Genomic DNA, 22,994 nt, shown 5'->3' with positions numbered 1-22,994 from the left:
GGCCGACGTCTCGCGGATTTCCGTCACACTGGTTCCGGTCTGCCGGGCAACCCGGGCGAACCGGACGGCGTGCACTCTTCGGGATCGAGGAGGGCGCTGTGTATCCACTGGCTGAAGGAGAACAACTGCTCTGGTCCGGGCGGCCGCAGCGCTACGTGCGCCGGTACGCGGACTATCACAATTACGTCGGAGTTGCGGTGGGCTTCGGAACGATCGTCGCGACCGGCATCGTCGGCATCGTGATGTTCGACGTCGATCCCGTCACGTTCAGCTTGTGGCCGAGCTTCTTCGTCCTGGCGATCGCGCTGATCGCCGAACAGAACCGGCAGCGGAGGGTGCTGTTCGGGGTGCTGACCTACCTGGTGACGGACCGCCGGATCGTCTTCGTCGCCGACCGTCCGGGCGGCATCGAGTTCCGCTGGGTGTGGCTTCCCGACCTGGCCACCCCGCGGGTTCGTGACCACGGTGACGGCACCGGCACGGTCGGCTTCGGGGCACCTGTGCGGGTGCGGCTGCGCGCCCAGAAGTTCCAGGCGCGGTCGTTGCTCACGACGATGGTGCCCGAACTGGTCGCGATCGAGGATCCGGAGCATGTCGCCGAGTTGATCGCCCGGAACGCTCCGCGCACCCCGGCCGCTGGGTAGGACGTGCCGGGTCTCCGCGATGCCGGTTAATTCCGGCCGATCGGGCAACCCGGGCGAACGGGACGGCGTGCACTCTTCGGGAGCGAGGAGGGCGCTATGTATCCGCTGGTCGAAGGGGAACAACTGCTCTGGTCCGGGCGGCCGCAGCGCTACCTGCGGCGCTACCGCGACTATCACTACTACCTCACGGTGGGGATCCTGATCTTCTTCACCGCGGGGCTGACCACGATCCTGAGCCTGAATTACTGGGTCATGATCGGCTGGGTCGTCGTGTTCGTCCTGGCCGTCGCAACCGGGCACGAGCGCAACCGCGAGCGTCGCGCCTTCATCGCCGTGACGACCTACCTGGTCACCGACCGCAGGCTGATCTTCGTGTCGGAATCGCCGCCTGGCATCGAGTTCCGCTGGATCCGGCTCGCCGACCTCCGGCCGCCGCGGGTGCGCGACCACGGCGACGGCACCGGGACGATCGACTTTCACCCCACCGCCTCCGAGTGGCTGCGCGACCAGGGCTTCCGCTCCCGGCCCGCCTGGTATCCGATCCTGCCGGAGCTGATGGCCGTCCCGGACGCCGCCCGGGTCGCCGAGTTGATCGCCCGGAACGCTCCGCGCGCCCCGGCCGTTGGCTAACCATGCTGCTGACCTTGCTGGGTCTCTCGCTGCCGGTCGCCACCATCGTGCTGCTGATCGTCGGCGGCTGGGAACTGCGGCGGAAGAAGAAGCCGTCCCGGCTCAAGGCGCGGCTGTCCTCGACATACCTCGACGAGGTCACCGCGTTCCTCTACGGCACCAAGCGCAACGAGCTCGAACACCGCGATTCGGTCGAGATGACCCTCGAGGAGGAAGCGCAGGGAGCGCCGCCGCTGGGTACCGTCGACCTTGACCGCGGGGTAGTGGTCGTCCGGCCCGGCGCGTCACCCGGGCGTGGCCGATTCCACTCCGCCGATTAAGTTACCGGCGGGTACACTCGGGCGGTCGTCTCGGCGAAGAGAGGTGCACCGTGCCGTACCCCACCGACCACGAGCGCGACCGGCCCTGGGTGATGCGCACCTATGCGGGTCATTCGTCCGCCGCCGCGTCGAACGAGCTGTACCGGCGGAACCTCGCCAAGGGGCAGACCGGGCTGTCGGTCGCCTTCGATCTTCCGACGCAGACCGGCTACGACCCGGACCACGTGCTCGCCCGCGGCGAGGTCGGCAAGGTCGGCGTCCCGGTGTCGCACATCGGCGACATGCGGCAGCTGTTCGACGGCATCCCGCTCGCCGAGGCGAACACCTCGATGACCATCAACGCGCCCGCGATGTGGCTGCTCGCGCTGTACGTTTCGGTGGCCCGCGAACAGGCCGAAGCCGAGGGCCGCGACGTCGACGAGGTGCTGGCCAAGCTCACCGGCACCACGCAGAACGACATCATCAAGGAGTACCTGTCCCGCGGCACCTACATTTTCCCGCCCGGGCCGAGTCTCCGGCTGATCACCGACATGATCGCGTGGACCGTGCACCACGTGCCGAAGTGGAACCCGATCAACATCTGCAGCTACCACCTGCAGGAAGCGGGCGCGACGCCGACGCAGGAGGTCGCGTACGCGCTGTGCACCGCGATCGCCGTGCTGGACGCGGTGCGCGACTCCGGCCAGGTCGACCAGGCCGACATGGAGAAGGTCGTCGCGCGGATCTCGTTCTTCGTCAACGCGGGCGTCCGGTTCGTTGAAGAGATGTGCAAGATGCGCGCGTTCACGCAGCTGTGGGACGAGCTGACGCGCGAGCGCTACGGCGTCGAGAACCCGAAAGCACGGCGGTTGCGGTACGGCGTGCAGGTGAACTCGCTCGGGCTGACTGAGGCGCAGCCGGAGAACAACGTCCAGCGGATCGTGCTGGAGATGCTGGCGGTGTCGTTGTCGCGGGGCTCGCGGGCTCGGGCGATTCAGCTGCCTGCTTGGAATGAGGCGCTGGGGTTGCCGCGGCCGTGGGATCAGCAGTGGGCGTTGCGGATGCAGCAGGTGCTCGCGTTCGAGACGGATCTGCTGGAGTACGAGGACATTTTCGACGGGTCGCGGGTTGTTGAGTCCAAAGTGGACGAGATCGTGGCTGGGGCCCGGGAGGAGATCGCCCGGGTACAGGATCTCGGCGGTGCGGTGGCCGCGGTCGAGAGTGGGTATATGAAGTCGCAGCTCGTTTCGTCTCTTGCCGAATATCGGCGAGGGATGGAAAGCGGGGAGCGGGTTCTTGTCGGGGTGAATAAGTTCGAGACGACTGAGCCGTCGCCGTTGCAGGCGGAGGGGGCTCAGGCGATCGAAACTATTGATCCCGCAGTGGAGAAGGCTGCGGTTGCTGCGGTGGAGAAGTGGCGGGAGGAGCGGGATAACACTGCTGTTGCTGCTTCTCTTGCTGCGTTGAAGTCCAGAGCTGCTACCTCGGACAATTTGTTTGAAGCCACTGTGGATTGTGCTCGGGCTGGGGTGACTACTGGGGAGTGGGCTGGAGCTCTGCGGGAGGTGTTCGGGGAGTACCGGGCGCCTACTGGGGTTTCTGCTGCTTCAGCTGTTGGGCAGGGGGATCCGGAGCTAGAGCGGGTCCGTGAACTGGTTCGTCGTACTGAATCCGAGATGGGCGAGCGGCTGCGGATTCTTGTGGGGAAGCCTGGGTTGGATGGGCATTCCAATGGGGCTGAGCAGGTTGCTGTTCGGGCTCGGGATGTGGGGTTTGAGGTTATCTACCAGGGGATTCGGTTGACTCCGGATCAGATTGTCGCGGCTGCTGTGCAGGAAGGGGTGCACGTGGTCGGGCTTTCGGTGTTGTCCGGCTCTCACCTCGAGGTCGTGCCGTTGGTGGTTGACGGGCTGCGGGCTGCTGGGGCTGGGGATATTCCGGTTATCGTGGGTGGGATTATTCCGCCTGATGATGCTGCTTTGTTGACTGAGCGGGGGATTGCTCGGGTGTTTACGCCTAAGGATTATGAGCTGACTGACATTATGGCTGGGATTGTGGAGTTGGTTCGGGAGCGGCACGGGTTGGGTTCTTAAGCGGCTCGTCGCCTGGCGGCGACATTGCGCCTACGGTTGCGTGGGGCACCCCGAAGCTGATTGTGACTGCGGCGCGGGAGTGCTTGTCAAGGCGGGAAAGATGCCTTGACAAGCACTCCCGCGCCGCGTTTTTGGCTTCGTATCGGGGTGCGGGGGTGGGGTGGGTGCCTCGCTGGTTGGGCGTATCGGCTGCGGTTGGCGAGTTTGTCCGTGAAGGGCTCCTTGAGGGAATTAGATTCCTTCAAGGAGCCCTTCACGGACAAATGGCGGGTCGTGAGGGGAACCCTGAGGGACTCTGAGTCCGTGAGGGTTCCCCTCACGGAATGGCGGACAGGATTTCCTTGGTGGATTTCACTGTTGCGAAGCCGCCGCCGTGGAGGTTTGTCGCGGTTGCCCGGGTCAGTTCGTCTGCGGTCAGGGTGGTGCCGTCTGGGCCTTCCAAGGCGAAGGTGAACGTGGCGTCCAGGGCGAAAGTTACGTCGTAGCCTAGGTTTCCGCCCATGCGGGCGGTGGTTTCGCAGCAGAAGTTGGTTTGGATTCCGGCCAGGACGAAGCTGGTGATGCCTCGGGTCTTGAACCAGGCGTCCAGGTCGACGTCGCCCAGGAAGGCGGAGTTCACCTTCTTGCCGAAGACCAGGTCTGGGCGGGCGTTGGCTAGTTCGGGCTTGAAGTCGTTGCCTGGCTGGCCGGGGCGTAGGGGCGAATCGGGTTTGATGGAGTCGTGGTGGACTAGCACGACTGGGTCGCGCCGATCCTGCCAAGACTGCAACAGCGCTTGGATGTTCGCTTCGGCGTCGGGGTGGTTGCGTGGGCCCCAGAACTCGGCGTCGTCGAAGCCTTGTTGGACGTCGATCAGCAGCAGTGCGGTGGTCATGAGCTTGATTGTGGTCGCGAGATCGCGCCGAAGGGGAGTGGCATAAGAGGCGCGATGCGGTACTTTTCTGCCATGCGCACGATCGGGGTGCTGCTCCTGCCGGGCAGCCGGATGTTCGACCTGGCGGTGATCGCGGAGGTGTGGGCTCAGGACCGCACCGACAGTGGGATCGGTCCGTTCACGGTGCGCGTGTGTGCGCCTGGGCGGGGACGGACGCGGGTGTCGCCGTTTGGGGAAGTTGTTGCGACGCATGGTCTTTCCGGGCTGGACGAGTGCGATCTGATTCTTGCGCCGGGACGCGACGATCCGTTGGCCGAGGTGACTGCCGCTGCGCGGGGCGCGCTTCGGCGGGTTCATCGTGGTGGGGCGACGGTCGCCGGGCTTTGTTCTGGGGCGTTCACGCTCGCTGCTGCGGGGCTGCTTGACGGGCGGCCTGCTACTACGCATTGGCGCGATCTCGACGCGCTCGCGATAGCCGCGCCGGCGGCGGAGCTTCGGCGTGACGTGTTGTACACCGAGCAGGACGGCGTGCTTACGTCTGCGGGCGTCGTGGGTGGCCTTGATCTTTGCCTGCATCTGGTTCGTCGTGATCACGGGGCGGATGTTGCTGCGCGGCTTGCTCGCCGTCTGGTCATGCCGCCGGTTCGGGAAGGCGGGCAGCGGCAGTATGCGGAGGCTCCCTTGCCTGCCAATGCTTCGCGGCCGGGGATAGCGTCCACAATGGACTGGGCGATGACTCGGCTTGCCGACGAGATCAGCGTGCCGGATCTGGTGGAGCATGCGGGGATGAGTCCCCGGACTTTTCATCGCGAGTTCGCTGCCGCTACTGGCAGTACGCCTGGGCGATGGTTGCTCGTCCAGCGGGTGCAGCATGCGCAGCGGCTCCTCGAGACCACGGATCTGCCGGTCGCTCGAGTGGCTGAGCGGGCGGGGCTCGGCAGCGCCGCGAACCTGCGACGCCGGTTGCGGGCGGAGGTGGGAGTCGGGCCGGATTCCTATCGGCGCACTTTCCGCATCCCGTCGGTCGGGGTTACGGTCGGGGCATGGGCGAGTACGAGCACATCCTCGTAAAGCGGGACGGCGACACGGTCACCATCACGATGAACCGCGCGGCGCGGCGCAATTCGCTGTCCGCCGAGCATCTCGGCGAGTTGCTCGCCGCGTTCCGTGAGGCGGGCGAGTCCGACGCGACCGGCATCGTGCTGGCGGCGGCGGGGCCGGTGTTCTCCGCTGGACACGACTTCGGCGACGTCGCCGCACGTGACCTCATGGGGGTGCGCGAGCTGCTCACCCTCTGCACGACGCTCATGCGGACGATGGAATCGGTGCCGCAGGTGGTGGTCGCGCGGGTGCACGGACTGGCGACCGCTGCGGGGTGTCAGCTGGTGGCCTCCTGTGATTTGGCGGTCGCGGCGGAGTCTTCGGGGTTCGCGCTGCCGGGCGGCAAGGGTGGTTGGTTCTGCCACACGCCTGCGGTGCCGGTGGCGCGCGCGATCGGGCGGAAACGCCTGATGGAGCTGGCTTTGACCGGCGACGTGGTCGACGCGGCGACGGCGCTGGACTGGGGATTGGTCAACCGCGTCGTTCCGGATGACGCCCTGGACGAGGCGGTCGCGGAACTGCTCGGCCGCGCGACTCGCGGCAGCCGGGCCAGCAAGGCGATGGGGAAGCAGACTCTGTACGCCCAGCTGGACCGCCCGGAAGCCGACGCGTACGCGATCGCCGTGGAGGTGATGGCGTCGGCTTCGCAACTGCCGGGGGCGCGTGAGGGGATGGCGGCGTTCCTGGAGAAGCGCAAGCCCGACTGGACGGATTGATTCCGCGCCCTGGACTCGGTTTCGTGCCGCCCCAATGTGGCATTGGGTGCGTCTGACGCACCGAACGCCACATTGGGTGCGTGGGGTGCACCGAACGCCACATTGGGTGCATCTGACGCACCCAATGTGGCATTGGGGCAGCAGCGGCGTCGGCGGCCCGGTGCCGCGAAGGCGGTCAGCGGCGTTCGTGCAGCAGCAACAACGTGTACGCCGCCACCGACTGCGCGTCCGAGATTTCCCCGGTGGAGATCATCTTCTCCACCTCGGGCCGGCTGAACCACGCCGTCCGCATGTCCTGTTCCTCCAGTTCCCGTTCCGGCGCGCCCTCGGTAAGGCCGGTCGCGAGATAGACATGCCCGCGTTGGCTGGTCAGACCGGGTGCGACGTCGAGCATTCCCAGTTCGGTGAACGCCGACGCCCGCAACCCGGTCTCCTCCCGCAGTTCCCGCTGGGCCAGCTCGGCGGGCGGGGTCTCGGCGAGGTCGGGCGCGGTGCCCTGCGGGAATTCCCACCGCCGCATCCCGAGCGGGTACCGGAACTGCTCGACCAGGTGCATCCGGTCGCCGTCGAGCGGGATGACCAGTGCGTAGGTCGGTTTGTCGACGACGCCGTAGATGCCGTCGCTGCCGTCGGCGCGGCGGATGGCGTCCTCCCGCACCGTCATCCAGTTGTTCCGATACACCTCGCGGGTCGCGACACGCTGAATGGGGTCCACCTCGCCAGTATCACCGAGACTGTCCTACCCTCGGCGGGTGCGTCTCGTGCTCCCCTCTTCCCAGGCCGGTTTCGCCAGCCCGCTCCGTGCGGGGCGGATCCGATGAGGCTCGTCGTCGCCCGGTGCCAGGTCGACTACGTCGGCAGGCTGACCGCGCATCTCCCGATGGCCAACCGCGTCCTGATGGTGAAGGCCGACGGTTCGGTGCTCGTGCACTCCGACGGCGGCTCGTACAAGCCGCTGAACTGGATGTCGCCGCCGTGCTGGCTGATCGAGGACCCGGACGTCTGGACGGTCCAGAACAAGGCGGGCGAGAAACTCGTCATCACGCTCGCCGAGATCATGCACGATTCGAAGCACGAACTCGGCGTGGACCCGGGCCTGCAGAAGGACGGCGTGGAAGCGCACCTGCAGGAACTGCTCGCCGAGCACATCAAAACCCTCGGCGACGGCTACACCCTGGTCCGCCGCGAATACCCGACCGCGATCGGCCCGGTCGACATCATGGCCCGCGACGCCAACGGCGGTTCGGTCGCGGTGGAAATCAAACGCCGCGGCGAAATCGACGGTGTCGAGCAGTTGACCCGATACCTCGAACTCCTTAACCGCGACCCGCTGCTCGCCCCGGTGCAGGGCGTGTTCGCGGCGCAGGTGATCAAGCCGCAGGCGCGCGTCCTCGCCGAGGACCGCGGGATCCGCTGCTTGGTCTTGGATTACGACGCGTTGCGCGGCACGGATTCCGACGAGTTCCGACTGTTCTGACTGCGGTCAGGAAGCGATCGGCTGCTGATACCGCAGGGCCTGGGTCGCGACCCGCGCTCCGAGGTGGTGCGCCGTGGTGAGGTCCGCGGCGTGGACGGCGTCCGGGCCCTGGTCGTTCCACGTTTGCGCGCCCGCGCCGAGGTAGAAGCCGAGCCGGTTGTCGTCGTGTTCGCTGCTGGTGGTGGTGTTCCAGCCGGGCATCAGGCCGAGGCTGACCCAGTGCATGCCGTGCTGCGCGGCGAGCAGTGCGAGGTACTGCAGCGTGTGCAGTTTGTCGCCGCTCATCGATCCGGAGTTGGTGAACCCGGACGCGAGTTTGTCCAGCCAGCGCTGGGTCATCCAGCGCTTCGAGGTCGCCTCGGCGAACGCGTGGAACGCCCCGGACGCCGACCCCATGTAGGTCGGGGTGCCGAAGATGATCGCGTCGGCGGCGTCGAGGGTTTCCCACTTCGCGTCGGTCATTTCGGCTACGTCGACCAGGTCGACGCGAGTCCCGGGCACTGATTCGACACCGTCGCCGACGGCCTTCGCGATCTCGAGCGTGTGCCCGTATCCGGAGTAGTAGGCGATGGCGACGTGCACAGAAGACATGAGCGGATCCTTTCGGTGTTGACGTTGATAACGCTATTACCGTGACAGCGTCAGTGTCAACGTCAACAGGAATCTGTTATCGTCGGCACATGGCAGTGGAGGACCAGCGCGGGCGCATCCTGGGCGAAGCGGTGAAATTGCTGGCCGCGGCCGGACCGTCCGGGCTGTCCACCCGAGCCGTCGCGACGGCGGCCGGAGTGCAAACACCCACGCTGTACCGGCTTTTCGCGGACAAGGACGGGCTGCTCGACGCCGTGGCCACCTTCGGTTTCGAGAGCTACCTCGCGGAAAAACGCGCCTTCGAACCCGCCGACGACCCGATCGACGACCTGCGCCGCGGCTGGGACGTGCACGTCGCGTTCGGGCTGGCCAACCCCGCGATCTACACGCTGATGTACGGAAGCGTCCGGCCGGGCCGGCAACCCGCGGCGGCCGCGGAAAACCGGGCCATCCTGCGCGGCATGCTCGAACGCGCCAACGCGCAAGGCCTGCTCCGGGCCTCGGTCGAGGCGGCCGCGGTGGCCATCGAGGCGTCCACGACCGGCGCGGTTCTGCTCCTGCTGGCGCAGCCGGAAGAAGCGCGGGAGGTCGAGTTGATCCGGCCGTTGCGCGACATCGTGCTCAACGCGTTGACCGAGCAGAAAGCACCTGGCGAGAGTTCTCCGATCGCCGACCGTGCGCAGGCATTGCTCGGGATCGTCACCCCCGCCAAAGACGTCGACCCGGTGACCGACGCGGGCTTCAGCGTCTCCGAAGCCGGTCTGCTGCGCGAATGGCTCGCTCGGCTCAACGAGGCCAGCCGATAACGCCGGACGGGATGCGTCAGATCGTCGAACTCGCTCGGCGCTGAGCAGTCTTCGCCGCGAACCACGCCGTCACCGGTTCCCGGAACAGAGTCGTCACCACCAACCCGGCCAGCACCAAACCCGCCGCTGCCGCCAGGCTGCCGCCCGCCAAACCGCCGATCGTGGACAGCGCTTCGAACGCCAGCAGCGACCATCGGCCCCAGTCGTAGCCGAACAGGATCGCGATCCAGGACACCATCAGGCCCGCGGCGAAGACGTACCACAGGCACATCATCGCGTACAGGAGAGAGAACGGCTCCTCGCCGTCGCTTCGCTGCGTGGCGATCTGCAGTTGGGCGGACGCGGCTAACACGCCGTTCATGAGCACTTGCAGGAACGCGAGCGCGAGCGCGGCGCGGAGCCGTCCGGGCATGGGGATCGTGGGGCCGGTCATCGCGGCGAGTTCCTTTCCGGGGGCGCCGACGGTGCCCGGAGCTTAGGGGCAGTGCGGCGGGAACACTCCTGGATCGGGTGAATCTGTCCCCGTGGTGAGTGGTTGCCCGGCGAAGCGACAGGACTCAACACGGGTGCTTCCGGGCACGCGGAATGCACAGGTCAGCGGCAGGTTGGTGAAAAACCGCGGTGTCGGGGTGCCTGTTCGGAATCCATGCAGTACTGTGCCGGTCTGACAGGAACGATGGTGTTTTCTGTGTGAGAATGTTTGATTCGGAGGTGGCAGGGTGCCGTTCCTCGCCGACGCGAACTTGCGGCTCGACGCGAGTCCGATCGACTACATCGAGTTGGCGTTCTATTTCGTCCTGGTGCTCGGTATCGGCGCTCTCGCCCGAAGGCAGGTGTCGAGCAGTCTCGACTTCCTGCTTTCCGGCCGGTCGCTGCCCGCGTGGGTCACCGGCCTGGCGTTCATTTCCGCGAACCTCGGCGCGGTCGAGGTCATGGGGATGTCCGCCAACGGCGTCCTCTACGGCCTGCCGACGGTCCATTACTTCTGGATCGGCGCCATCCCGGCGATGCTGTTCCTCGGCCTGGTGATGATGCCGTTCTACTACGGCTCCAAGGTCCGCAGCGTGCCCGAGTTCATGCGCCGCCGGTTCGGGCCGACCGCGCACCTCGTCAACGGCATCAGTTTCGCCGCGGCGCAGATCCTCATCGCGGGCGCGAACCTGTTCCTGCTGGCCAGCGTCGTGAACCTGCTGCTGGGCTGGCCGCTGTGGCTGTCGATCGTCATCGCCGCCGCCATCGTGCTCGGGTACACCGCGCTGGGCGGGCTGTCCGCCGCGATCTACAACGAGGTGCTGCAGTTCTTCGTGATCGTCGTGGCGCTGCTGCCGCTCACCATCGTCGGCCTGGTCAAGGTCGGCGGCTGGCAGGGCCTGGTCGACAAGATCACGCACAGCCCCGGCGGCACCGCGCAGCTGCACTCCTGGCCGGGCGACAACCTGACCGGCTTCGGCAACAACTTCCTGTCCGTCCTCGGCATCGTGTTCGGCCTCGGGTTCGTGCTGTCCTTCGGGTACTGGACGACGAACTTCGTCGAGGTCCAGCGTGCGATGGCGTCGAAGAGCATGTCGGCCGCGCGGCGCACGCCGATCATCGGTGCGTTCCCGAAGATGCTGGTGCCCTTCATCGTCATCATCCCGGGCATGATCGCCGGCGTCGTGGTGCCGGAGTACTTGCAGGACAAGGGACTTCTGCTCGCCGACAAACCGGCCACGAGCGGGGTCACCGCGAACAACGCGCTCCTGCTGCTGATGCGCGACCTGCTGCCCAACGGCATCCTCGGCATCGCGATCGCCGGTCTGCTCGCGTCGTTCATGGCGGGCATGGCGGCGAACCTCAGCTCGTTCAACACCGTGTTCACGTACGACATCTGGCAGACGTACTTCAAGAAGGACAAGCCGGACGGCTACTACCTGAACCTGGGCCGCAAGACCACGGTCGTCGCGACGATCCTGGCCATCGGCACCGCGTTCGTCGCGTCGCAGTCCGCGAACATCCTGACCTACCTGCAGGACCTGTTCTCGTTCTTCAACGCGCCGCTGTTCGCCACGTTCATCCTCGGCATGTTCTGGAAGCGGATGACCCCGGCCGCCGGGTGGATCGGCCTGGTGGCCGGTACCGCGTCGGCGGTCACGATCTGGGCACTGTCGCAGGCGGACGTGCTTTCGCTCGCCGGGCAGGGCACCAGCTTCGTGGCCGCGGGCACCGCGTTCGTCGTCGACATCGTGGTCAGCATCGGGGTTTCGCTCGCCACCCAGCCGAAGCCGGACGCGCAGCTCGTCGGCCTGGTCTACTCGCTCACGCCGCGTGATTCGCTGAAGCACGACAACACCGGCGAGAACGCGGGCTGGTACCGCAAGCCGGGGCTGCTGGCCGGCATCGTCCTCGTGATCACCATCGCCCTCAACATCATCTTCTGAGGAGGCCCGCATGACCGAGAAAACCTCGCGGCCGCACAAGGCGGGCGCCTTCGACATCCGGCTGATCATCGCGCTGCTGCTCGGCGTCTACGGCGTGATCCTCACGATCATGGGCGCCGGGTTCACCAGCGACGCCGATCTGACGAAAGCCGCCGGTGTGAACATCAACCTCTGGTCGGGCATCGGCCTGCTGGTGGTGACCGCGTTGTTCGTGCTGTGGGCGGTGCTGCGGCCGCTGGTCGTGCCGCCGTCCGCGGAAACGACGGAAGAGTCACCCGCCGAATAACCGGGTTGTTCCCACGTCCGGCAACCTCGCAGGCTAGGTTGCCGGACGTGGTGCACGATCGCCGGTTCGGCCGGTTCCTGAAGTTGTCCGCCCTGGCAGCCGCGGGCGTGGTCGCGATGTCCGCGTGCGGCGGCCCGAATCTGGGCAAGGAGAACTTCGCGCGCACGACCGTCCCCGCCGCCGGGGACAGCGCCGCGACGTCCGGCCCCATCACCGATCCCGCGGTCGCCCCCGCCGTTCTGCGCGACCTGCTGCCGTGCCAGTTCGTGGACAAGACCGCGATGAGCCCGCTCGGCACGATGCAGGGCGAGGCGACCGCGTCGAGCACGCAGTTCGACTCCTGCGTCGCCAAGGCGAACGACCCGGGCGGCAAGGAAATCCGCGCGAGCGTCGAGGTCGGCGGCATCGTGACGTTCGCTTCGGACAAGACCACCGGTGCGGTCGGCGGGCTGCCGCAGGTCGAGGTGCCCGACCTCGGCGGCGGGACCGGCTGCGTGGTCAGCGCGCTCACGGCGCGGAACCCGTCCTTCGGGGTGTCCTTCCGGATCGACTACACCGGCGGCGACGCCTGCGCCGCCGGTCGCAAACTCGTCGCCACGGCGGTCGAGAAGCTGCACAACAACCCGCAGAAGTACACGCCAGGCCCGGGCACGCTGCTGGCCGTCGACCCGTGCTCGGTGCTCGATCAGACCGCAGTGGACGGTGTTGTGAAGGGCGGGACGCCGCGGGCGTCCGGGCTGCACTCGTGCGACTGGGGCCTCATCCCGAGCGTTCGGGTGACGATGTTCCCCGGCGTCGCGCCGAGCGAGGGCGACGGCTGGCTGAAGGCCGACGTCGGCACGCCGAACCAGGCGTACGCGAAGCAGGGCACCTCCGGGTCGAGCTGCCAGGTCAAATGGCAGCACCGGCAGTGGAAGGAAGACCACGTCGAGGTTGTCCAGCTGGAGTACACGAACCCCGACGCGCAGGCGGACAAGGACGACCCGTGCGGCAAGACCACCGGGCTGGCCAAGCAGCTGGCCGGGAAACTGCCCAAGGCGTGACCAGGGGGCGCTTTGCGGTGGGCCCGGCGACCTCATAGGTTGGGGCAGTCCACGACGCCGAGGTGCCGGAGGTCCGCCATGAAGAAGATCATCAACGATCCGGCGGCCGTTGTCGCCGAATCGCTGAGAGGGCTCGCGGTCGCGCACGCGGACCTGCTGCGCGTGCGGGACGATCCGGCGCTGGTCGTGCGCGCGGACGCGCCGGTGGCGGGCAAGGTCGCGGTGGTCTCCGGCGGCGGGTCCGGGCACGAACCGCTGCACGGCGGGTTCGTCGGACCGGGGATGCTCGACGCCGCGGTGCCCGGTCCGGTGTTCACCTCGCCGACCCCGGACGCGGTGCAGGGCGCGATCGCCGCCACCACCGGGCCGGCCGGTGCGCTGCTGATCGTGAAGAACTACACCGGCGACGTGCTGAACTTCGAAACCGCCGCCGAACTGGCCGCGGCTGAGGACCTGGACGTGCGCAGCGTCGTGATCGACGACGACGTGGCGGTCAAGGACTCCACGTTCACCGCCGGGCGGCGCGGCGTCGGCGGAACTGTGCTGCTGGAGAAGATCACCGGCGCGGCGGCTGAGCGCGGCGATTCGCTGGACGCGGTGGAAGCGTTGGCGCGTAAGGTGATCGGGCAGGTCCGGTCGATCGGGGTGGCGCTGTCCGCGCCGACCGTTCCGCACGCCGGCGAGCCGAGTTTCGACCTCGGCCCGGACGAGATCGAGTTCGGCATCGGCATCCACGGCGAGCCCGGCCGCGAGCGGATCCCGGCCGAACCGGCCGACGCGCTGGTCGCCCGGATGGTCGAGGCGGTGGTGTCCGACCTGCCGTTCTCCTCCGGCGACAAGGTGCTGCTGTTCACCAACTCGATGGGCGGCACGCCGCAATTGGAGCTGTACCTCGCGCACGGCATCGCCGAGCGGCTGCTGGCCGAGCGCGGCATCCTGGTCGAGCGCAGGCTGGTCGGGCCGTACATCACGAGCCTGGAAATGCAGGGCATCAGCCTGACCCTGCTGAAATTGGACGACGAGCTTACGCAGCTGTGGGACGCGCCGGTGCGCACGCCCGCGCTGCGGTGGGGGATCTGATGGCCTGCACTGCCGAAGGGGTCGCGGCCGCGTTGCGGGCCGCCGCCGAAGTGATCGCCGAGCACCGCACCGAACTGGTGGACCTCGACCGCGCGATCGGCGACGCGGACCACGGCGAGAACCTGAGCCGGGGCTTCACCGCGATCGTCTCCGCGCTGGAGACCGCGGTGCCGGAAACGCCCGCCGGGGTGGTGAAACTCGCTGCCACCACACTGATTTCGAAGGTCGGCGGCGCGGCCGGACCGCTTTACGGCACGGCTTTCCTGCGCGCGTCGGCGAAGCTCGGCGACGCGGCTGAGCTCGACGTGCCGCTGCTGCTGGACGCGTTGCGCGCGGCTTTGGAGGGCGTGCAGGCGCGCGGCAAGGCGGTGGGCGGCGACGCGACGATGGTCGACGCGCTGATCCCGGCCATCTCCGCGGCTGAAGGCGCTGCCGACGGCACGATCGCCGACGTGCTCACCGCGGCGGCCGACGGGGCCGACCGCGGTGCGGAGTCCACTGTGGACTTGGTGCCGCGCAAGGGCCGCGCCTCGTACCTCGGGGAACGCGCGGTCGGACACATGGACCCGGGCGCTCGTTCGACGGCGCTGCTGCTGCGCGCGTTCGCGGAGGCGGCCCGGTGACCGTCGGAATCGTTCTTGTGTCGCACAGCGCGAAACTGGCCGAAGGACTGGCCGAACTGGCCGCCCAGATGGCCCCGGACGTCCGGATCGTCCCGGCGGGCGGCCTGCCCGACGGCGGCGGCATCGGCACCGACTACGACGAGGTCGTGGCCGCCACCCAGCGCGCCGATTCCGGCGACGGCGTGGTGTTGCTGTACGACCTCGGCAGCGCGCAGATGACCGCCGAGCTGGCGGTGGAGTCGCTGGCCGACCCATCCGCCGCGGTGGTCGTCGACGCACCGCTGGTGGAAGGCGCGGTGGCGGCGGCCGTCGCGGCGCAGGGCGGCGCGAACGCCAAGGCGGTGGGCGAGGCCGCGGCGAGTGCCGGCGTCGCGCCCGACCTGGCTTTTACTGAGGCTTCGGCGACCGGCGAGGAAGGCGTGGTGGAGAAGGAATTCACGCTGACCAACGACGTCGGCCTGCACGCGCGTCCAGCCGCGGTCGTGGTGCGCAGTCTCGCCGAATTCGAGGCGGAGGTGTCGGTCCGGCTGGGCGAGCAGGAAGCGGACGCGCACAGCGTGCTGGCGCTGATGTCGCTCGGTGCGCGGCAGGGCGACCGGATCGTGGTGCGGGCCCGCGGACTGCAGGCGAGCGAGGCGGTCGCGAAGGTGGCCGAGCTGGTGGAGGCGAACTTCGGGGAGTGACCTGCGGGTTTCCGACCGGGTGACTTCGGCTGGACTGACTCGATTCCGATGTGCTTTCGAGGGTCTCGCGTGGCACAGTGAGCGGCAATTACCAGCGGGTAACCTCTGGAGGCCTTGTGGCACGGGAAATCTCGACGGTCGGTGTGGTCGGTCTTGGCACGATGGGCGCGGGCATCGCGGAGGTGCTTGCCCGTAGCGGGCTCGACGTGGTCGCGGTGGAATTGGACGAGGCGGCCGTCGAACGCGGCCTCGGCCACCTGCGGCATTCGACCGAACGGGCGCTCGCGGGCGGGAAGCTCGACGAGGCGGGCCGGGAGGCGCTGCTGGGCCGGATCCGCGCCACCACCTCGCTCGCCGATCTGTCCGAAGTGGACCTGGTGATCGAGGCGATCCCGGAGAACCTCGCGGCGAAGGCCGAGGTGTTCACCCAGTTGGACCAGGTCACGCGGCCGGACGTGGTGTTCGCGTCCAACACGTCGTCGCTGTCCATCACCGAGATCGGCGTGCACACCGCGCGGCCGGGCAAGGTCGTCGGGATGCACTTCTTCAACCCGGCTCCGGTGTTGAAGCTGGTCGAGGTCGTGCGCACGGTGGTGACGGAGCCGGACGTGGTGTCCGACGTCGTGGAATTCGCGCAGCGGCTGGGCAAATCGCCGGTGGTGATGGGCGACCGGGCCGGGTTCATCGCGAACGCGCTGCTGTTCGGCTATCTCAACCACGCGGTGCGGATGTACGAGCAGCGCTACGCCACCCGCGAAGATCTTGACGCGGCAATGCGATTCGGCTGCGGCTACCCGATGGGCCCGCTCGCACTGCTCGACTTGATCGGGCTGGACACCGCGTACGAAATCCTCGACACGATGTACCACCAATCCCGCAACCGGCTGCACGCTCCCGCGCCGCTGCTGAAGCAGATGATCACCGCGGGTCAGCTGGGCCGCAAGAGCGGGCACGGTTTTTACGCCTACGACGCGCCGGATTCGCCGGTGGTGGTGGATTCGATCGCTTCGTCCGAAGTGGACTCTTCGACGGCTCGCGAAGTGCGTTCCGTCGGCGTGATCGGCACCGGGACGATGGCCACCGGCATCGCGGAAGTGTTCGCCAAGCGCGGGTTTGACGTCGTGCTGCGGGCACGGAGCACGGAGAAGGCGCAAGCGTCGGTGGCGAAGGTGAAGAAGTCGCTCGACAAGGCCGTGGTGAAGGGCAAACTGTCCGAAGAGGACGCTTCCGCCGCGCTCGCCCGGATCCGTCCGGTGACGGAGTTCGAGGAACTGGCCGAGGTCGACCTGGTGGTCGAGGCCGTCGCCGAGGAGCTTTCCGTTAAGCAGGCGGTGTTTTCGGCTTTGGACGAGGTCGTCCGGCCGGGCGCGGTGCTCGCGACCACGACGTCCTCGCTGCCGGTCATCGAATGCGCGGCGGCGACCTCGCGGCCCGGCGACGTGGTCGGCCTGCACTTCTTCAACCCGGCGCCGGTGATGAAACTGGTGGAAGTGGTGTCGACGATCGCGACTGCCCCGGACGTCACCGCCACCGCGACGGCAGTGTGCGCGGCGGTCGGCAAACACCCGGTGCAGTGCGGCGACCGGGCTGGATTCATTGTGAACGCATTGCTTTTCCCGTATCTCAACGACGCGGTGAAAATGCTGGAGGCGCATTACGCGTCGGCGGACGACATCGACACCGCGATGAAGGTCGGCTGCGGGTTGCCGATGGGCCCGTTCGAATTGCTGGACGTGGTCGGGCTGGACGTGTCGCTGGCGATCGAGCGGACGCTGTTCAACGAGTTCCGCGAAGAAGGTTTCGCTCCGGCGCCGTTGCTGGAGCACCTGGTGACGGCCGGACGATTGGGCCGCAAGACCGGCAAGGGCTTCAAGGACTACTGACGTTTGTACGTGTAGAGAATGAAGCCGTCGTGGAATGTGCCCACCCGGTCGTAAAGCGCGCGGGCCGGGGCGTCCTCGAGCGTATTCCAGTAGAGCGACGGGAAACCGTGCTCCTCGGCGTCGCGGGCGACCCATTCGATCAACGCCGTCGCGACTCCCTTGCGCCGGACGGTCTCGGACACGAACAGGTCGGCGAGATAGCACTTTCCGGAGTACCAGATGCTGGCGTGGAACAGGTAGTGCGCGATGCCGACCATCGCGCTGTCCAGCTTGGCGGCGACCCCGCGGATCCGGTCGTCGTCGAGCAGGCGGCGCCAGGTCCGGTCGTAACTTTCGTCGGTGCGCTCGACGTCGAAGTAGGTGTCTTTGCCGCGGGCGAGAGTTTCCCAGTCGTCGCGGTCGGATTCGGTCAGGAAGCTGATCTGCACCCGTCCATCTTGCGCTGCCGCGCGTAATCAGTGCAGTGGCAAGCTTTCGAGGGTGAACACCGGGCTGGCCGGCGGGTCGCCGCGCAGGTACCCGTTCATCTGCGAGTTGCTCACCAGCAGCCGATCCCCGCTCACGGCGACGCCGGTGGTGGTGTCGGCCCCCGGGTAGGTGCGTTCGCCGACGACGGTGGCCTGGGTGTAATCGCGGGACAGCCGCACAGTGGTGATCTCGTTGTTCACGGAGCGTGCGATGTCCAGGGTGTTCCCTCGCAGCACCATGCCGTCGGCACTGGGCAGAGGCGGCGCGGTGATCTTGCGGATTTCGCCGGTCGCGAGGGTGAGCCGGTAGAGCGCGCCGCTGTACCAGTAGCCGATGATCAGCGACTTTCCGTCGGGGGTGGCGACGATGCCGTTGCCGTTGGACTGGCCGGCCACGTAGTCCGGCAGGCGATAGGCCGCTTGCAGGGTTCGGTGGGCACCGGTGACCGGGCCGTGCACCTCGGCGGCCGGGATCCGGTAGAGCACGGGGCGGAACGAGTCGGTGACGTAGACGTCGCCGTTGGATGCGATGGCTTCGTCGTTCACGAGGGTCTTCTCCCCCGAGTCGGGGACGCTGTAGCTGGCAACGAGTTCCCCGGTGCTGGTGTAGGTGAACAAGCGTCCGGTGAAGGCGCCGGCGACCACCAGGCGATTGCCGCTGATCTTGATCCCGGCGACCTCGGTGCGGCCGTCGCGACCGGCGGGCAGGAAGGGATCGAGCGTCTTCGACCCGAGGCGCCCGCAGTAGACGGTCCCGTCGGCGATGCTGCCGGTGTAGACGTAGCGGTTGTCGGTCGCGATGCTTTCGGGATAGGCGTTGGCGCCGTTGATGATGATCGTGGCGAGGCCGCCCCCACGGGTTGCGGCCGTGGCGGGAAACGCGAAGGCGGTCATGGCGGTGGATATCGCGGTGAGAGCGAGCAGCGCGGTGCGGGGGGACATCGTGTGAGCACCTTTCCGGTGGTGGCAAGGACTTCCCGCCGCGGGCCTCCCGCGGCGTTGCGGTCCACGATGGCCCGGCCGCTTCCCAAGGGGAAGTAGCCACTTTTTGGTAAGGTAGCCACCCATGGGAAAGCAGTGAGGTGAGCGCTGTGGCAACCGCCAAGGCCGTGACCGGGACGACATCCTCGTGGGATCCGTATGTGCGCGGATGCCCGTCCCGCGACCTGCTCGACCGGATCGGCGACAAGTGGTCGATCCTCGTGCTCGGCGAACTCGGCAAACAAGGGCCGTGCCGGTTCACCCAGCTGCGCAACCGGTTGTCGGGAGTGAGCGAGAAGATGCTCACCCAGACGCTGCGCGCCCTCGAACGCGACGGCATAGTCCGGCGAACGGTGTATCCGACCGTGCCGGTGCGCGTGGAGTACGCGCTGACTCCGCTGGGCGAGTCGCTGCGGGCGCCTCTGAAGGCGCTCACGGAATGGTCGGTGCTGCACCTGAGCGAGGTCCTCGATGCCCGCGAGGAGTACGACAACCGCGCTTCGCCGTCCGGCTGAGCAGTCCGAAGGCTCCGCGGCTACGTCCGACGCGCGTAATTCGAATACCCGCGCCTGTGCAGCTCATCGGTTGCGCTGGCGGATGCGCGCGCCTTGGGCGGGTTCACCGTCCGGCGGCAGCAGCGGGCCGCCTTGCCACTGCTGGAACACGAGGTTCGTGTGCACGCGGGCGACCTCGTCGCGGGAGGTGAGCTCGTCCAGCACCAGCCGTTGCAACTCCGCGGCCGAGGTAGTGGCGACGTGCGCGAGGAAGTCGTCCGGCCCGGTCAGGTGGTAGACCGCGCGGATTTCCGGCAGTGCCAACAGGTGTTCCACGAACTGCTCCACCAGCGGCCGTCGATGCGGCCGGACCTGCACGAACAGGAACGCCTCCAGCGGACGCCCCACTTTCGCCGCGTCGACTTTGGCGTGCTGGCCGGTGATCACGCCGGTCTCCCGGAGCCGGGCCACCCGGTCCAGGCAGGTCGACGGCGCGAGCCCGACCGCGGCCGCGAGCTCCTTGTTCGACGTCCGGGCATCGTTCTGCAGCACCCGCAGAATCTCAAGATCAACCGGACTGAGTTCGACAGTCTCGCTCACCGCTGAATCTTATCCGAGATTGTTGCTTTGCTGCCGTTGCTTGTCCGAACGTGACTGCCATGACTTCCGCCCTGCGCACCCGAGCCGTCCACGCCGGTCGCGACGATCTCGCCGACCTCGGCCTGCACGCCGCCCCGCTCGACTTCTCCACGACCTACCCCGCGCGCGACAGCGCCGAGGAGGCCCGCCGGATCGACGAGTTCGCCGCGGGCGGGAACGTCACCGGCATCTACGGCCGGATCGGCAACCCGACCGTCGAACGGTTCGAGCAGGCGCTCGCGGAACTCGAAGGCTTCGACCACGCCGTGGCTTTCGCCAGCGGCATGGCGGCGGTATCGGCGTGCCTGCTTTCCGCGGTGTCGCAAGGAAAACGCCACATCGTCGGCGTCCGCCCGCTGTACGGCTGCACTGATCACTTGCTGACCACCGGCCTCCTGGGCACCGAGGTCACCTGGACCGCCCCCGAAGATGTCGCCGAGGCATTGCGCCCCGACACCGGCCTGGTTTTCGTTGAAACGCCCGCGAACCCGACCTTGAGCGAACTGGACATCGCCACCCTGACTGAGGCGTGCGGCGACGTCCCGGTCCTGGTCGACAACACCTTCGCGACGCCCGTCCTGCAACGCCCCGGCCGCCTGGGCGCCCGCATGGTGCTGCACAGCGCGACGAAGTTCTTGGGCGGCCACGGCGACGTCATGGGCGGCATCGTGGCCTGCGACGCGGAGGAAGCCGCGCGCCTGCGTTCCCTGCGCTTCGCCACCGGTGGCGTGCTGCACCCGCTCGCCGGATACCTGTTGCTGCGAGGCCTGTCGACGCTCCCGCTGCGCGTCAAGGCCGCTTCGGAGACCGCCGCCGACCTGGCCTCGCGGCTAGCCTCGCACCCGTCGGTGAGCGCCGTGCACTACCCGAAACTGGGCGGCCCGCTGGTGGCCTTCGAGGTGACTGGCGACCCGCACGCGGTGATCGGCGCTGTCCGGCTGATCACGCCCGCGGTAAGCCTGGGCAGCGTCGACACGCTGATCCAGCACCCGGCTTCCCTGACGCACCGAATCGTCGCCGAGGACGACCGTACCGGCTCCGGCATCACACACGGCTTGCTGCGGCTTTCGGCCGGGCTGGAGGATGTCGAGGACTTGTGGCTTGATCTGGATCAGGCTCTTAAGGGTTGTTGATCAGTCGCCGTCGCGGCGTCCGCCGTCGGTTTTGACGGCGGGTGCCGCGGCCGGACTCGGTACCGATCAGCTGCAGCAACCGCCTCCGCAGCACCCTCCGCCAGCCGGGGCCGGTGCGGACGCCGAGCCCGTGAGCGCGACGGTCGTGAGCAGCTTGACCGTGTCCGTGTGCCCCTCGGGGCAGGGGGCAGGCGCGCTCGACTCGGCCATCGGGCGCTGGAGTTCGAACGTCTCGGTGCAGTCGCGGCAACGATAGGCGTAGGTGGGCATGCCGTGATTATCGCTGGCGGGCCGCGTTGGTGGGAAGCTGTCCGGGTGGATGTGCCCCAGTACGCGGATGTTCCGCACCTAGGCCAGGTCGTTCCCGCCCTGCTCGGCGCGCTGGGCGTGCCGGGCGAAGACGGCGGCCTGGCGTTGCCCGAAGCCCGCAGCGCCTGCGTGCTCCTCATCGACGGTCTTGGCTGGGAACTGCTCGCCCAGCACGCCGCGGACGCCCCCGTCCTCACTGAATTGGCCAGCAGCCCCCTGCGAGTCGGCTTCCCGTCGACTACCGCCGCCGGCGTCGCCGCGATCGGCACCGGTTTGGCGTCCGGCGAGCACGGCATGGTCGGCTACACCTTCGAGGTCCCAGGCGCGGGTGTCATGAACGCCCTGCGCTGGCGCTCCCACGAAGACGGCAGCGACCTGCGAGGCACCCTGCCGCCCCGCGAAGTCCAACCCCTGCCGACGACCTTCGAACGCGCCGCTGCCGCCGGGATCGAAGCCGCAGTGGTGTCCTCGGCGCATTTCGCCAACACGGCCCTGACTCAAGCGACCCAGAGCGGTGCCCGATACGCCGGTGTCCACGCACTGGGCGACTTGGCCGCGCGGACCTTGGACGTGCTGTCTTCCCGGTCGTTTTGCTATGCCTACCACAGTGAATTGGACCTGCTTGGCCACCTCTACGGCCCCGGCTCGACCGCGTGGCGCATGCAACTCCGCCACGTCGACCGCTTGGTGGAGTCCATTGTGGACGGACTGCCCGCCGGTGCGGTGCTGGCGGTGGTGGCGGACCACGGAATGGTGACCGTCGAGGAGAAACTGAACCTGGAGGACACCCCGGAACTGCTGGCGGGCGTCCGCACTTTCGGCGGCGAAGTCCGCGCGCGGCACGTCTACACGGAACCCGGCGCGACGGCGGATGTCGTGGCCGCGTGGCGTTCGGTGCTGGGTTCGCGGGCTTGGGTCCTGCCGCGCGAAGAGGCAATCGCGGCAGGCTGGTTCGGTGCCGCGGTGAGCGACCGGGTACGCCCGCGCATCGGCGACGTCGTCGCGGCGGCGACCGGAACGTTCGGGATGGTGCGCGAACTGGCCGAGGCGGTGGAGTCGAACCTGGTGGGCCAACATGGCTCGCTGACGTCGGCGGAGCAGCTGGTTCCGCTGGCGATCGCGCGCGGCTGATTTCGCTCGGCGGCTTGGCTTGGCGTGCGGCCGTGCGGGTGATCGCGGAGTTGACGCGCGTGACGGCCAGTGCGGTCACCGGGCGGTCCGGACGCGCCGCTCACCAGGAACTATGTGATCCGGACGCGCCGCTCACCAGGAACTGTTCATTCGGGACCGCGCAGGTCCCACCTGGTGAGCCGCCCCGCCGACCCCCGGTTACCGTGGCTGCGTGCCCAGACGCAATCGACCTGGCCGAGGCCGTCCCGCTTCCGGCGAGCGGCCGGACGCCGGTGCGGTCAGCGGCTGGGCCCGCAGCGAATCCGGTCCCGACGGGGACTGGCTGGTGCGCACCGTTCCCGGCTCGCAAGCCGCCAAGACCTACCGCTGCCCCGGCTGCGACCACGAGATCCGACCCGGTGTCCCGCACCTGGTCGTCTGGCCCGCGGACGAGACCGGCGGCGTCGCGGATCGTCGGCATTGGCATCGCCCCTGCTGGGAGGCTCGGGCCCGGCGTCGGCCGAACCGGCGTTGGTGAGGAGAAGCCGTTACCGCGAACGAGCTTCCTTCCGCCGCGCCCGGCACCGCCGGACCGCATCGCGGTTGACTCGGGCG

27 protein-coding genes are annotated in these 22,994 nt (G+C 68.1%); 19 read left to right on the top strand and 8 right to left on the bottom strand.

The window, feature by feature from the left end; all coding sequences use genetic code 11:
- Nucleotides 1-98 precede the first annotated feature (98 nt).
- The 4 genes from ACFORO_RS04945 to ACFORO_RS04930 all read left to right on the top strand — a co-directional run bounded on the left by ACFORO_RS04945 (nucleotide 99) and on the right by ACFORO_RS04930 (nucleotide 3,666).
- On the top strand, nucleotides 99-644 hold the full coding sequence (locus ACFORO_RS04945) for a hypothetical protein (protein ID WP_377871933.1): 546 nt from the start codon (nucleotides 99-101) through the stop codon (nucleotides 642-644).
- A gap of 96 nt (nucleotides 645-740) precedes the next feature.
- Nucleotides 741-1,274: a hypothetical protein gene (locus ACFORO_RS04940; protein ID WP_377871932.1), complete on the top strand. Its 534-nt coding sequence runs from the start codon at nucleotides 741-743 to the stop codon at nucleotides 1,272-1,274.
- Between the two features lie 2 nt (nucleotides 1,275-1,276).
- The gene (locus ACFORO_RS04935) at nucleotides 1,277-1,594 is read left to right on the top strand and encodes a DUF6191 domain-containing protein (RefSeq protein ID WP_344271494.1); all 318 of its coding nucleotides are present in this window, start codon (nucleotides 1,277-1,279) and stop codon (nucleotides 1,592-1,594) included.
- A gap of 50 nt (nucleotides 1,595-1,644) precedes the next feature.
- Nucleotides 1,645-3,666: a protein meaA gene (locus ACFORO_RS04930; RefSeq protein ID WP_377871931.1), complete on the top strand. Its 2,022-nt coding sequence runs from the start codon at nucleotides 1,645-1,647 to the stop codon at nucleotides 3,664-3,666.
- 316 nt (nucleotides 3,667-3,982) lie between these two features.
- Here ACFORO_RS04930 and ACFORO_RS04925 read toward each other — a convergent pair whose 3' ends face one another.
- On the bottom strand, nucleotides 3,983-4,540 hold the full coding sequence (locus ACFORO_RS04925) for a cysteine hydrolase family protein (RefSeq protein ID WP_377871930.1): 558 nt from the start codon (nucleotides 4,538-4,540) through the stop codon (nucleotides 3,983-3,985).
- A 72-nt stretch (nucleotides 4,541-4,612) separates the two neighbouring features.
- Between ACFORO_RS04925 and ACFORO_RS04920 the strand changes: the two genes are divergently transcribed.
- Entirely contained in the window at nucleotides 4,613-5,611 is a 999-nt protein-coding gene (locus ACFORO_RS04920; RefSeq protein ID WP_377871929.1) for a GlxA family transcriptional regulator, read from the top strand.
- Nucleotides 5,584-6,357: an enoyl-CoA hydratase-related protein gene (locus tag ACFORO_RS04915; RefSeq protein WP_377871928.1), complete on the top strand. Its 774-nt coding sequence runs from the start codon at nucleotides 5,584-5,586 to the stop codon at nucleotides 6,355-6,357. The genes ACFORO_RS04920 and ACFORO_RS04915 overlap by 28 nt, the downstream gene beginning before the upstream one ends.
- A gap of 175 nt (nucleotides 6,358-6,532) precedes the next feature.
- On the opposite strand, the gene ACFORO_RS04910 is transcribed toward ACFORO_RS04915, so the two are convergent.
- Nucleotides 6,533-7,072, bottom strand: a complete 540-nt coding sequence (locus tag ACFORO_RS04910) for an NUDIX domain-containing protein (protein WP_446681610.1) — start codon at nucleotides 7,070-7,072, stop codon at nucleotides 6,533-6,535.
- Nucleotides 7,073-7,174: 102 nt separating this feature from the next.
- Here ACFORO_RS04910 and nucS point away from each other — a divergent pair, with 102 nt between their 5' ends.
- On the top strand, nucleotides 7,175-7,834 hold the full coding sequence (nucS, locus tag ACFORO_RS04905; RefSeq protein ID WP_354747301.1) for an endonuclease NucS: 660 nt from the start codon (nucleotides 7,175-7,177) through the stop codon (nucleotides 7,832-7,834).
- 6 nt (nucleotides 7,835-7,840) lie between these two features.
- On the opposite strand, the gene ACFORO_RS04900 is transcribed toward nucS, so the two are convergent.
- Complete coding sequence (locus ACFORO_RS04900) at nucleotides 7,841-8,425, bottom strand: flavodoxin family protein (protein WP_377871927.1); 585 nt, start codon at nucleotides 8,423-8,425, stop codon at nucleotides 7,841-7,843.
- An 89-nt stretch (nucleotides 8,426-8,514) separates the two neighbouring features.
- Here ACFORO_RS04900 and ACFORO_RS04895 point away from each other — a divergent pair, with 89 nt between their 5' ends.
- Nucleotides 8,515-9,231 carry a TetR/AcrR family transcriptional regulator gene (locus ACFORO_RS04895; RefSeq protein ID WP_377871926.1) on the top strand — a complete coding sequence of 239 codons (717 nt, stop codon included), beginning with the start codon at nucleotides 8,515-8,517 and terminating at the stop codon, nucleotides 9,229-9,231.
- 16 nt (nucleotides 9,232-9,247) lie between these two features.
- Here the strand turns inward: ACFORO_RS04895 and ACFORO_RS04890 are convergent, their stop codons facing one another.
- Nucleotides 9,248-9,664, bottom strand: a complete 417-nt coding sequence (locus tag ACFORO_RS04890) for a hypothetical protein (RefSeq protein ID WP_377871925.1) — start codon at nucleotides 9,662-9,664, stop codon at nucleotides 9,248-9,250.
- A gap of 286 nt (nucleotides 9,665-9,950) precedes the next feature.
- Between ACFORO_RS04890 and ACFORO_RS04885 the strand changes: the two genes are divergently transcribed.
- The 7 genes from ACFORO_RS04885 (at nucleotide 9,951) to ACFORO_RS04855 (ending at nucleotide 17,246) form a co-directional block, all read left to right on the top strand.
- Nucleotides 9,951-11,648 carry a sodium:solute symporter family protein gene (locus ACFORO_RS04885; protein ID WP_377871924.1) on the top strand — a complete coding sequence of 566 codons (1,698 nt, stop codon included), beginning with the start codon at nucleotides 9,951-9,953 and terminating at the stop codon, nucleotides 11,646-11,648.
- Between the two features lie 10 nt (nucleotides 11,649-11,658).
- Nucleotides 11,659-11,934, top strand: a complete 276-nt coding sequence (locus ACFORO_RS04880; RefSeq protein WP_377871923.1) for a hypothetical protein — start codon at nucleotides 11,659-11,661, stop codon at nucleotides 11,932-11,934.
- Nucleotides 11,935-11,981: 47 nt separating this feature from the next.
- Nucleotides 11,982-12,977 (top strand): hypothetical protein, encoded by a 996-nt coding sequence (locus ACFORO_RS04875; RefSeq protein WP_377871922.1) that lies wholly within the window; start codon nucleotides 11,982-11,984, stop codon nucleotides 12,975-12,977.
- 78 nt (nucleotides 12,978-13,055) lie between these two features.
- Complete coding sequence (dhaK, locus tag ACFORO_RS04870; protein ID WP_377871920.1) at nucleotides 13,056-14,057, top strand: dihydroxyacetone kinase subunit DhaK; 1,002 nt, start codon at nucleotides 13,056-13,058, stop codon at nucleotides 14,055-14,057.
- The gene (gene dhaL, locus ACFORO_RS04865; RefSeq protein ID WP_377871919.1) at nucleotides 14,057-14,680 is read left to right on the top strand and encodes a dihydroxyacetone kinase subunit DhaL; all 624 of its coding nucleotides are present in this window, start codon (nucleotides 14,057-14,059) and stop codon (nucleotides 14,678-14,680) included. The genes dhaK and dhaL overlap by 1 nt, the downstream gene beginning before the upstream one ends.
- A complete protein-coding gene (gene dhaM, locus ACFORO_RS04860) occupies nucleotides 14,677-15,363 on the top strand; it encodes a dihydroxyacetone kinase phosphoryl donor subunit DhaM (protein ID WP_354747283.1) in 687 nt (228 codons plus the stop codon). The genes dhaL and dhaM overlap by 4 nt, the downstream gene beginning before the upstream one ends.
- A gap of 116 nt (nucleotides 15,364-15,479) precedes the next feature.
- Nucleotides 15,480-17,246, top strand: a complete 1,767-nt coding sequence (locus ACFORO_RS04855; protein ID WP_377871918.1) for a 3-hydroxyacyl-CoA dehydrogenase family protein — start codon at nucleotides 15,480-15,482, stop codon at nucleotides 17,244-17,246.
- Here the strand turns inward: ACFORO_RS04855 and ACFORO_RS04850 are convergent.
- Both ACFORO_RS04850 and ACFORO_RS04845 read right to left on the bottom strand, forming a co-directional pair.
- Nucleotides 17,240-17,674 (bottom strand): GNAT family N-acetyltransferase, encoded by a 435-nt coding sequence (locus ACFORO_RS04850; protein ID WP_377871917.1) that lies wholly within the window; start codon nucleotides 17,672-17,674, stop codon nucleotides 17,240-17,242. The genes ACFORO_RS04855 and ACFORO_RS04850 overlap by 7 nt on opposite strands.
- Nucleotides 17,675-17,701: 27 nt before the next feature.
- A complete protein-coding gene (locus ACFORO_RS04845; protein WP_377871916.1) occupies nucleotides 17,702-18,655 on the bottom strand; it encodes a superoxide dismutase in 954 nt (317 codons plus the stop codon).
- Nucleotides 18,656-18,795: 140 nt separating this feature from the next.
- Between ACFORO_RS04845 and ACFORO_RS04840 the strand changes: the two genes are divergently transcribed.
- A complete protein-coding gene (locus tag ACFORO_RS04840; RefSeq protein ID WP_377896489.1) occupies nucleotides 18,796-19,209 on the top strand; it encodes a winged helix-turn-helix transcriptional regulator in 414 nt (137 codons plus the stop codon).
- 63 nt (nucleotides 19,210-19,272) lie between these two features.
- Here ACFORO_RS04840 and ACFORO_RS04835 read toward each other — a convergent pair whose 3' ends face one another.
- On the bottom strand, nucleotides 19,273-19,788 hold the full coding sequence (locus ACFORO_RS04835; protein ID WP_354747275.1) for an Lrp/AsnC family transcriptional regulator: 516 nt from the start codon (nucleotides 19,786-19,788) through the stop codon (nucleotides 19,273-19,275).
- A 59-nt stretch (nucleotides 19,789-19,847) separates the two neighbouring features.
- On the opposite strand from ACFORO_RS04835, the gene ACFORO_RS04830 reads away from it, so the two are divergent.
- On the top strand, nucleotides 19,848-20,960 hold the full coding sequence (locus ACFORO_RS04830) for a trans-sulfuration enzyme family protein (RefSeq protein WP_377871913.1): 1,113 nt from the start codon (nucleotides 19,848-19,850) through the stop codon (nucleotides 20,958-20,960).
- A 66-nt stretch (nucleotides 20,961-21,026) separates the two neighbouring features.
- On the opposite strand, the gene ACFORO_RS04825 is transcribed toward ACFORO_RS04830, so the two are convergent.
- The gene (locus tag ACFORO_RS04825; protein WP_078870550.1) at nucleotides 21,027-21,230 is read right to left on the bottom strand and encodes an FmdB family zinc ribbon protein; all 204 of its coding nucleotides are present in this window, start codon (nucleotides 21,228-21,230) and stop codon (nucleotides 21,027-21,029) included.
- Between the two features lie 45 nt (nucleotides 21,231-21,275).
- On the opposite strand from ACFORO_RS04825, the gene ACFORO_RS04820 reads away from it, so the two are divergent.
- Nucleotides 21,276-22,400 carry an alkaline phosphatase family protein gene (locus ACFORO_RS04820; RefSeq protein WP_354747269.1) on the top strand — a complete coding sequence of 375 codons (1,125 nt, stop codon included), beginning with the start codon at nucleotides 21,276-21,278 and terminating at the stop codon, nucleotides 22,398-22,400.
- A 211-nt stretch (nucleotides 22,401-22,611) separates the two neighbouring features.
- On the top strand, nucleotides 22,612-22,917 hold the full coding sequence (locus ACFORO_RS04815) for a hypothetical protein (protein ID WP_370934697.1): 306 nt from the start codon (nucleotides 22,612-22,614) through the stop codon (nucleotides 22,915-22,917).
- The last annotated feature ends 77 nt before the right edge of the window (nucleotides 22,918-22,994 follow it).

The sequence above is a fragment of the Amycolatopsis halotolerans genome (assembly GCF_042647905.1).
GTDB classification, from domain to species: Bacteria; Actinomycetota; Actinomycetes; order Mycobacteriales; family Pseudonocardiaceae; genus Amycolatopsis; species Amycolatopsis halotolerans.
The sequence above is the reverse complement of the archived record's forward strand: the minus strand, read 5'-3'. Positions and strand labels throughout refer to the sequence as shown.